The sequence below is a fragment of the Streptomyces inhibens genome, assembly GCF_003389455.1.
GTDB lineage: Bacteria > Actinomycetota > Actinomycetes > Streptomycetales > Streptomycetaceae > Streptomyces > Streptomyces inhibens.
The window spans coordinates 38806-47127 of the sequence record NZ_QUAC01000481.1 but is presented as its reverse complement, the minus strand read 5'-3'; the positions used below and the strand labels follow the sequence as shown (position 1 = coordinate 47127).

Here is an 8322-nt window from a genome sequence, read left to right as displayed (position 1 = left end):
CGGGGTGAGGTCGAAGCGCGGCCGGTCGGCGCGGTCGGCCGGGCCGGGGGCGCGCCGGTTGGCGGGCGTGGCGCGCGCCAGCACCCTCTCCGCGACGCGGGTGCCGGAGCCCTGGCGGGCGCTGAGCCAGCCCTCGGCAACGAGTTCGGCGTAGGCGTCGGCGACGGTGTTACGGGCGATGCCGAGGTCGACGGCGAGCGAGCGGGAGGACGGCAGACGGGTGCCGGGGGTCAGCCGCCCGGACCGTACGGCGTCCCGCAGCGCGCGCAGCAGTGCGGCCCGCAGCCCGCCGGGACCGGTGAGGTCCAGATGCAGATCACGCCCGAAAGTTGCCCACGAACTCTCCATGGAAATGGACCATACAGCTGCGCCACTGCCGCCGTAGCGTCGTAGGCATGACGACACAGACGACTCACACCACCCAGAGCACACAGAGCACATCCGCGGCCGCCGGGGCCGCAGCGGGAACGGCGCACCGGCACGGCCCCCGGATCCACTGGGCGAAGCTGGCACCCGATGTCTTCAAGGCCATGATCGCGCTGGACGCCGCGGCGAAGAAGGGCCTCGACCCGACGCTGGTCGAGCTGGTCAAGATCCGTGCCTCGCAGATCAACCACTGTGCATTCTGCATCGATATGCACATCAAGGATGCGCGCAAGGCCGGGGAGACCGAGGAGCGCGTCTACCTCCTCAACGCCTGGGAGGAGGCCACCGGCCACTACACCGAGAAGGAACAGGCCGCCCTCGCCCTCACCGAAGCCGTCACCGTCCTGACCGACGGCTTCGTGCCCGACGCCGTCTACGAGCGGGCCGCCGCCCACTTCGACGAGCCGGAACTGGCCCAGCTGATCGCCCTGATCACCACCATCAACGCCTGGAACCGTTTCGGCGTGTCCACCCGTATGAGCCCGGGCCAAGTGTGACCGGCGTGACCGCGGCACCGGCCACCACTCAGCGCTTCCCGTTCTGGAAGCTCTCGCCCGAGATCCACCGGACGCTGCTGGCGCTGACCACGGCCGCCAAGCGGCAGCTCGACCCGGCGCTGGTGGATCTCGTACTGATCCGCGCCTCGGCGGTCAACCACTGCGCCTTCTGCATCGATATGCATGTGACGGATGCGCGCAAGGCCGGAGAGACCGAGGAGCGCATCCACCTCCTCAACGCCTGGGAGGAGGCCACCGGCCACTACACCGAGAAGGAACAGGCCGCCCTCGCCCTCACCGAAGCCATCACCGTCCTGACCGACGGCTTCGTGCCCGACGCCGTCTACGAGCGGGCCGCCGCCCACTTCGACGAGTCCGAGCTGGCCCACCTCATCGCCCTGATCACCACCATCAACGCCTGGAACCGCATCAATGTGACGGTCCGGGTCCCCCCGGGAGGCACCTCATGACCGGCTCGGCCACTCTGCGCGCCCTGCACCACGGACCGCACCTGCCGCTGGTCCTGCCGGGCCCGTGGGACGCGGCCAGCGCCAAGGTGTTCGCGGACGCCGGATTCCCGGCGCTCGCCACGCCCAGCGCGGGGGTCGCGGCGTCCCTCGGATACGAGGACGGCCGGACGCCGGCCGACGAGATGTTCGCGGCCGTCGCGCGGATCGTACGGGCCGTGGACGTGCCGGTCTCGGCGGATGTGGAGGCCGGATACGGGCTGTCCGCAAAGGAGTTGGTGGGCCGGCTCGCGGACGCCGGTGCGGTGGGCTGCAACCTGGAGGACACCGACCCCGCCACCGGCGCGCTCCGGGACCCGCGGGAACAGGCGGACTGGCTGGCGCAGGTGCGGGCCGAGGCGGGCGATGCGCTGGTGATCAATGCCCGGATCGACACCTATCTGCGGGGTGTGCAGGACACGGAGGAGACGGTGCGGCGCGGCCGGCTCTACGCCGAGGCGGGGGCCGACTGCGTCTATCCGATCCTCGCCCCGCCGCCGCTGCTGGGTGAACTGGCCGCCGGTATCGGCATCCCGGTCAATGCCGTGGTGACCCCGGACGGCCCCACACCGCGCGAACTCGGCGCCCTGGGCGCTTCGCGGATCACCTTCGGCCCCGGGCTCCTGCATCAGGCCATGGCGGCCGTGGCGGGGATGGCGGAGCGGCTGCGGGAGGAGCTGTCGGCGGAGGGCTGACCCTGGTCCGGACGGTCCGGACGGCGGGCGGGGCGGGTGAAGCGGGCGAACAGGGGACGCCCGCCCCTCACCGCTCCCGCCCCGCCGCTTACCGCTCCCACCTCACCCCTCACCGCTCGTCGGTCCCGGGCACCTTCGCCGTACTGATCGCGATCCGGTTCCAGGTGTTGATCGTGAAGATCAGCGCCAGCAGCCGGGCCAGCTCCGTCTCGTCGAAGTGCGCGGCGGCCCGGGCGTAGACGTCGTCCGGCACACCGCCGTGCGACACCAGCGTCACGGCCTCCGTGAGCGCCAGCGCCGCCCGCTCCTTCGCGGTGAAGAAGTGCGCCGCCTCCTCCCATACGGCGACCATGTGCAGCCGCTCCTCGCTCTCCCCCGCCTTACGGGCATCCGTGGTGTGCATGTGCAGGCAGTACGCGCACTTGTTGAGCTGCGAGGAACGGATCTGGACCAGCTCGACCAGGGCCGGGTCGAGCCCCTCGCGGGCGGCGGCATCGAAGCCGATGAGGGCCTTGAAGGCCTTGGGGGCGGCCTTGGCGAAGTTCACCCGGGGGCTGCGGACCGCTGCGTCGCTGCTGTGCTCTTGATTCGTCATGCCTCGAATCTATGAGCCCGGGCGACCGGCTGTAGGGTGCATTTCCATGCCGGAATCATGGGTCAATCTCGCGGAGAGTCTGGGCGCCGATCTGCATCTGGAGCTGACCGGACCGGGCAGCCGCCGCGCCGTCCTCATCCGCGCGCTACGGGACGCCGTACGGTCCGGACGTCTCGCCCCCGGCACCCGTCTGCCGCCCTACCGCTCGCTCGCCGCCGACCTCGGCATCGCCCGTAACACCGTCGCCGACGCCTATGCCGAACTCGTCGCCGAGGGCTGGCTCAGCGCCCGCCAGGGCTCCGGCACCCGCGTCGCCCAGCGCGCCGAACCGCCGGCACCCACCCGCGCCCCGGCCCGCCGCGCCCCGAAGCGCCGCCCCACGCACAACCTCCTCCAGGGCCAGCCGGACGCGGCGTCCTTCCCGCGCACCGCCTGGCTGGCCGCCGCCCGCCGTGCGCTGACCGCCGCCCCCAACGACGCCTTCGGCCCCGGCGACCCCCGCGGCCGCCCCGAACTGCGCCGCGCCCTGTCCGACTACCTGGCCCGCACCCGCGGCGTACGCACCGACCCCGAGCGCATCGTCATCTGCTCCGGCTTCGCCCACGCCCTGCGCCTGCTCTTCCCCGCCGTCCTCCCCGGCCCCCTCGCCGTCGAGTCCTACGGCCTCCCCTTCCACCGCCACCTGCTGACCACCGCAGGCATCCGCACCCACCCCCTCGCGATCGATGAACACGGCGCGAACACCGGCGAGTTGTCCGCTCTCGACGGCATACGCGCGGCGCTGCTCACCCCCGCCCACCAGTTCCCCACCGGCGTCCCGCTCCACCCCGACCGCCGCGCCGCCGCCATCAACTGGGCGCGGGCCACCGGGAGTTACCTCCTGGAGGACGACTACGACGGCGAATTCCGCTACGACCGGAAGCCGGTGGGCGCCCTCCAGGGCCTGGACCCCGAACGCGTCCTGCACCTCGGCTCGGTCAGCAAAAGCCTGTCGCCGGCCGTCCGCCTGGGCTGGATGGTGCTCCCCGGCCGCCTCGTGGACGCCGTACTGGAGGCAAAGGGCGAACGCGAGGCCTGGGCGGGCGTCACCGACCAGCTCACCCTCGCCGAGTTCCTCACCTCAGGTGCCTACGACCGCCATATCCGCCGTATGCGCCAGCGCTACCGCCGACGCCGCGACCAGCTCGTCGACGCCGTGACGGCCCAGGCCCCGCACCTCACCGTCACTGGCATCTCCGCCGGCCTGCACGCCGTCCTCCAACTCCCGCACGACGCCACCGAGTCCGACGAACGCACCGCCCTGCGCGCCGCCCACTGGCAGGGCCTCGCCCTCGACGCCCTCTCCGACTACCGCCACCCCGACGCCACCATGCCACCCCGCCACGGCTTGGTCATCGGCTACGCGACCCCACCGGACAGCGCCTTCCCGGCCGCCCTGGAGACACTGTGCCGGGCGTTGCCGCCGGGGGCGTAGAGAGGCACCGGGGGCGTAGAGACGCGGGATGCAACCCCGGTACGCGGCGTTCGCTCACTCATTGTCACTGCCCGCACTTACCCTCGATCGTAGCGCTGCGCATACGCACAGTGATCGACTCGGCGTGGAGGTAGGCAGTGACCGAAGACGCGCTTGACCAGGACGTCGATGCGGAGGACGACTCCACAGCGGTGCTCGTGACCGTCGGCCGCCAGCTCAAACTCTGGCGCGAGGCGGCGGGGTTGAGCCCGGCCGAGTTCGCGGCGGCCATGGGCTACGGGGACAACCTGATCTACAAGATCGAGCGTGGTGCGCGCATTCCGCGTCCCGAGTTCCTCGACAAGGCCGATGAGGTGTTGGACGCGGGCGGAAAGATCGCCGCGATGAAGAAGGACGTGGAGGAGGCGCGGTACCCGAAGAACCTGCGGAATCTTGCCAAGTTGGAGGCCGGCGCCGTCGAGCTGGGCGCGTACAGCACTCATACGATCCACGCCCTGTTGCAGACGGAGGAGTACACCCGGACGATCTTCGGCATGCGACGTCCGCTGCTCTCCGAGGAGATCATCGAGCGGGAGGTCGGCGCCCGGATGGCTCGCCAGGAGATCATCGACCGCACAAAGCTCGGGACCGTCTTCAGCTTCCTGCAGGAAGAGGTGACGCTCCGGCGGCCGATCGGAGGGACCATGGTGCTCCGCCGTCAGCTCGAACACCTTCTGAGCGTAGGGCAGTTGCGGAACGTCGAGATCCAGGTGATGCCGACCGACCGCGACGATCACGCCGGACTCGGCGGCTCCTTCCGGCTGTTCAAGCTCAAGGGCGGTGAAACCCTTGGCTACGCCGAGGTGCAGCAGCTCACGCGCCTGGTCTCCGAGCCCAGGGACGTACAGTCCCTGGAAATGCAATATGGGAGCATGCGAGCGCAGGCTCTCACACCACGGGAGTCACTGTCCTTCATCGAGAAACTGCTGGGAGAGACATGAGCATCGAGCCCGAGCTCGCATGGTTCAAGAGCAGCTACAGCAGCAACGAACCCGGCTCCGACTGCGTCGAGATAGCAGCCACCCCCGAGACGGTCCACGTCCGCGACTCCAAGAAGCCCCACGGCCCCCGGCTCGCCTTCAGGCCGGGGGCATGGACCGACTTCCTCGCGTACGCGCCTGCGCCTACGGTTACTGGTTCGCGAACTTCTGACTGATGCCGTCGAAGACGCGCTGTGCCTCCGGGCCCAGGTGCGGGCCGGCCAGCCAGGTGTGGGCGTTGGAGCTGATCGACGTGTTGGACACCAGCGTCAGCTTGCCGCCGCGGTTGACGAACCAGCCGCCGCCGGAGGTGCCGCCGGTCATCGTGCAGCCGATGCGGTGCATGGCGGGCGTGCCCTGCTCCATGACGAGGCGGCCGGGGCGGGCGGGGCAGTTCATCATGAGGGCGCCGTCGTACGGGGGCGCGGCCGGGTAGCCGAAGGCGTCCAGCGAGCTGAGCTGGTCGGCGGAGGGGGAGTTGAACCAGACCTGAGCGGCGGCGCCCACGGTCTCCTGGAGCGACTTGCCGCCGCCGTTCTCCGGCTTCACATGCAGCACCGCGAAGTCGTAGGCGGAGCCGCCGTTGCCCCGCTCCTCGCTGCCCATGTTGATCCACTCACCGGAGGTGGTGATCCAGTCGGCCCAGAACCGGCCGTACGGCGTGATCTGCTGCGAGGGCGTGCCGCCGACCTGGTTCATCGGCACGCCGTTGTCGTTGTAGGACGGCACGAAGACGATGTTGCGCATCCAGCCGCCCTGCTTGCCGGAGTGCACACAGTGGCCGGCGGTCCACACCAGGTTGGACTTGCCAGGGTGCGCGGGGTCCTCAACGATCGTGCCGGAGCAGACCATCGGGCCCTTGGGGCTGTCGAAGAAGATCTTCCCGACCGGGGCCATGTGCTGGTGGTAGGGGCGGTCGACCTGCTCGGCGGTGATCGGCCGCGGCTCGGGGTCGGTGGCGTCGAACTCGCTGCCCGCGCCGGTGGCCTGCACACCGATCTCGGGGGCGGCCTTGGCCTTCGCCAGCCGGTCCGTCTTCCAGTGGTCCTTGATGATCGGGTTGACGAAGTCCGATGCCTTACGGGCCCACTCGTCCCAGTTCTGCCACCCGCCGTCCTTCCACTGCTTCAGGTCGTCGAGGCTGGTCGGCACGCCCTTCGGAAGCGTGAGTCCCCCGTCCCCCTGCCCCTTCTGGTCGGCGGCGGCCGAACTGCCGGGCGCGGCGGCCTTGTCGTCGCTGGGGCCGCAGGCGGTGACGGTGACCGCGAGCAGCGCGGTCAGTGCCGCGGCCACGGCGGTGGAACGGCGGATGGCTGACATGGAGCGGAGTCCCCCTGATACGTGGCGGCGCGGAGCGGGCGCCGCGCCGTTATTTGTCATGTCCCGCGTGGGGCTGCGCTCTACTATGCCGTCACGCCAGGGCCGCCGGGCGACCAGGGGTCGGCGGCCCCACGAACGACGGGACGGGGCGCGGACGATGGGCGACGCGGCGATCTTGGTGCGTACGGAGCGGCTGGCGCTCCGGCGGTTCACGCCGGACGACGCGGAGCGGCTGGTCGCGCTGCACGGCGACCCGGACGTCATGCACTTCCTCGACACCGGGCGGCCGGTGCCGCGTACCGAGGTGCTGGAACGGACGCTTTGGGAGTTCATCGCGGGGCCCGGCCTGCCGGGAGATCCGGTCGGCGCACTCGGGGTGTGGGCGGCAGAATTGGCCGCCAACGGGGAGTTCATCGGCTGGTTCTCGCTCCGGCCGACCACCCCGGGGCACGTGGCGGAGGCCGAGCTCGGCTACCGGCTGCGGCGGGCGGCCTGGGGCCGGGGGTACGCCACCGAGGGCGCCCGGGCGGTGATCGCGTACGGCTTCGCGGAGTTGGGCGTACGGCGAGTGACGGCGACAACGATGACGGTCAATACCGGATCGCGCCGGGTGATGGAGAAGGCGGGGCTGCGCCACGTCCGGACGTTCTTCGAGGAGTGGCCGGACTACATCGAGGGCGCGGAGCTGGGGGATGTGGAGTACGCGGTGTCGCGGGGCGAGTGGGAGCGCCTTGGCGGTGGCCAGGGAGTGGCCAGGTCCTGTCCGGCCGAGCAGCTGAGGCTTTCGCGACGCCACCATGACGTCACCTCGAAGCGAGAACTCGGTAGCGAACTCGGGCCGTCACAGACGACCATGCAACGCATGAGTGACGAACCCGCGCGATGGACCCAGGCAACCGTCTACCCCGACATGTGGACCGATCCGGACGACGACCCCCGCAACAGCGCAGGTCCCAGTCCGGACGGTGAGCTCGCGACGCTCCAGGACTTCCTGACGAACTACCGCATCACCCTGCGGATGAAGTGCGACGGCCTGGATGCGGACCAGCTGGCCCATCGATCGAGTCCGCCGTCGACGATGTCGCTGCTCGGCCTGGTTCGGCACCTCGCCGAGGTGGAACGGGACTGGCGCAACTGGATCACCGACGGTGACCCGCTGCCAAAGCTGTACGGCAAGCGTGACGCGGACTTCGACGGAGCCGTCGCCGAGCAGGCAGTGGTCGACGCTGCGTACGTGGATCTGGAGCGCGAACAGACCGCGACCGACGCCGCGCTGGCCGAGCACCCGGACCTGAGCAAGCGTGTGGGGAAGGACAAGATCGCAGTCCGGGAGCTGATGGTGCACAGAATCGAGGAGTATGCCCGTCACTGCGGACACGCCGACCTGCTGCGCGAGCGCATCGACGGAAGGGTGGGCCAGTGACGAGGGCCAGGGTTTACACCCGCCCCTACCAGCACGTCACCTCGAAGTGAAAGCCTCAGAAAGCGTTGAAGGTTGAGTACTTCCTAAGACCGGGAGAGGTACCGAAGAGCCCCCGGCCTCAAGGTCCGGGGGCTCGGTGGTGTCACGCGTACTCGCGGGCGCGGAGCTAGCGTTCTCCGGCGGCTGGAACCTGGCCAGCCTTCACCGCACCCAGGAAACTCGTCCACTGGCTTGGTGGGCAGAACAGCGCTCCCCCATCCAGCTCCTTGCTGTCACGCACAACGCGGCCCCCGTCAGCGGTGTGCGCCACCTCCACACAGTCGCCCTGTTGGTTCGAATAGGACGGCTTCCGAAACTCGCTGACGAT

General features: G+C 70.3%; 11 protein-coding genes and 1 pseudogene. 8 read left to right on the top strand and 4 right to left on the bottom strand.

Annotation, left to right across the window (positions count from 1 at the left end; genetic code table 11):
- Positions 1 to 348, bottom strand: a 348-nt coding sequence (locus DY245_RS42555; protein WP_147318440.1) for a GntR family transcriptional regulator, incomplete at its 3' end; no start/stop codon positions are given.
- A 47-nt stretch (positions 349 to 395) separates the two neighbouring features.
- Between DY245_RS42555 and DY245_RS42550 the strand changes: the two genes are divergently transcribed.
- The 3 genes from DY245_RS42550 to DY245_RS42540 are packed head-to-tail and all read left to right on the top strand — an operon-like array spanning position 396 to position 2124.
- Entirely contained in the window at positions 396 to 923 is a 528-nt protein-coding gene (locus tag DY245_RS42550; protein WP_128512475.1) for a carboxymuconolactone decarboxylase family protein, read from the top strand.
- Complete coding sequence (locus DY245_RS42545; RefSeq protein ID WP_425329525.1) at positions 920 to 1393, top strand: carboxymuconolactone decarboxylase family protein; 474 nt, start codon at positions 920 to 922, stop codon at positions 1391 to 1393. Before DY245_RS42550 ends, DY245_RS42545 begins: the two co-directional genes overlap by 4 nt.
- Positions 1390 to 2124 (top strand): isocitrate lyase/PEP mutase family protein, encoded by a 735-nt coding sequence (locus DY245_RS42540; protein WP_128512473.1) that lies wholly within the window; start codon positions 1390 to 1392, stop codon positions 2122 to 2124. Before DY245_RS42545 ends, DY245_RS42540 begins: the two co-directional genes overlap by 4 nt.
- Positions 2125 to 2233: 109 nt before the next feature.
- Here DY245_RS42540 and DY245_RS42535 read toward each other — a convergent pair whose 3' ends face one another.
- The gene (locus DY245_RS42535) at positions 2234 to 2719 is read right to left on the bottom strand and encodes a carboxymuconolactone decarboxylase family protein (RefSeq protein WP_128512472.1); all 486 of its coding nucleotides are present in this window, start codon (positions 2717 to 2719) and stop codon (positions 2234 to 2236) included.
- Positions 2720 to 2765: 46 nt separating this feature from the next.
- Here DY245_RS42535 and pdxR point away from each other — a divergent pair, with 46 nt between their 5' ends.
- From pdxR to DY245_RS42520, 3 genes are all read left to right on the top strand, one after another.
- Positions 2766 to 4193, top strand: coding sequence for a MocR-like pyridoxine biosynthesis transcription factor PdxR (gene pdxR / locus DY245_RS42530; RefSeq protein WP_128512471.1), 1428 nt, complete (start codon positions 2766 to 2768; stop codon positions 4191 to 4193).
- 137 nt (positions 4194 to 4330) lie between these two features.
- Positions 4331 to 5173 (top strand): helix-turn-helix domain-containing protein, encoded by an 843-nt coding sequence (locus DY245_RS42525; protein WP_128512470.1) that lies wholly within the window; start codon positions 4331 to 4333, stop codon positions 5171 to 5173.
- On the top strand, positions 5170 to 5388 hold the full coding sequence (locus tag DY245_RS42520) for a DUF397 domain-containing protein (protein ID WP_128512469.1): 219 nt from the start codon (positions 5170 to 5172) through the stop codon (positions 5386 to 5388). Before DY245_RS42525 ends, DY245_RS42520 begins: the two co-directional genes overlap by 4 nt.
- Here the strand turns inward: DY245_RS42520 and DY245_RS42515 are convergent.
- Positions 5363 to 6532 (bottom strand): trypsin-like serine peptidase, encoded by a 1170-nt coding sequence (locus tag DY245_RS42515; protein WP_128512468.1) that lies wholly within the window; start codon positions 6530 to 6532, stop codon positions 5363 to 5365. The genes DY245_RS42520 and DY245_RS42515 overlap by 26 nt on opposite strands.
- On the opposite strand from DY245_RS42515, the pseudogene DY245_RS42510 reads away from it, so the two are divergent.
- Both DY245_RS42510 and DY245_RS42505 read left to right on the top strand, forming a co-directional pair.
- Positions 6522 to 7148 (top strand): annotated as a pseudogene (locus tag DY245_RS42510) (GNAT family N-acetyltransferase); the annotation flags it as partial. The gene DY245_RS42515 and the pseudogene DY245_RS42510 sit on opposite strands and share 11 nt — an antisense overlap.
- A gap of 237 nt (positions 7149 to 7385) precedes the next feature.
- On the top strand, positions 7386 to 7955 hold the full coding sequence (locus DY245_RS42505) for a DinB family protein (RefSeq protein WP_128512481.1): 570 nt from the start codon (positions 7386 to 7388) through the stop codon (positions 7953 to 7955).
- Between the two features lie 166 nt (positions 7956 to 8121).
- Here the strand turns inward: DY245_RS42505 and DY245_RS42500 are convergent, their stop codons facing one another.
- Entirely contained in the window at positions 8122 to 8265 is a 144-nt protein-coding gene (locus tag DY245_RS42500; protein WP_425329526.1) for a DUF397 domain-containing protein, read from the bottom strand.
- Positions 8266 to 8322 lie beyond the last annotated feature (57 nt).

What these genes read in the sequence shown, in the direction of transcription:
- pdxR (WP_128512471.1), top strand. Translation starts at nt 2,766, where the DNA reads ATGCCGGAATCATGGGTCAATCTCGCGGAGAGTCTGGGCGCCGATCTG.
- DY245_RS42535 (WP_128512472.1), bottom strand. Translation starts at nt 2,719, where the DNA reads ATGACGAATCAAGAGCACAGCAGCGACGCAGCGGTCCGCAGCCCCCGG.
- DY245_RS42540 (WP_128512473.1), top strand. Translation starts at nt 1,390, where the DNA reads ATGACCGGCTCGGCCACTCTGCGCGCCCTGCACCACGGACCGCACCTG.
- DY245_RS42515 (WP_128512468.1), bottom strand. Translation starts at nt 6,532, where the DNA reads ATGTCAGCCATCCGCCGTTCCACCGCCGTGGCCGCGGCACTGACCGCG.
- DY245_RS42520 (WP_128512469.1), top strand. Translation starts at nt 5,170, where the DNA reads ATGAGCATCGAGCCCGAGCTCGCATGGTTCAAGAGCAGCTACAGCAGC.
- DY245_RS42550 (WP_128512475.1), top strand. Translation starts at nt 396, where the DNA reads ATGACGACACAGACGACTCACACCACCCAGAGCACACAGAGCACATCC.
- DY245_RS42505 (WP_128512481.1), top strand. Translation starts at nt 7,386, where the DNA reads ATGCAACGCATGAGTGACGAACCCGCGCGATGGACCCAGGCAACCGTC.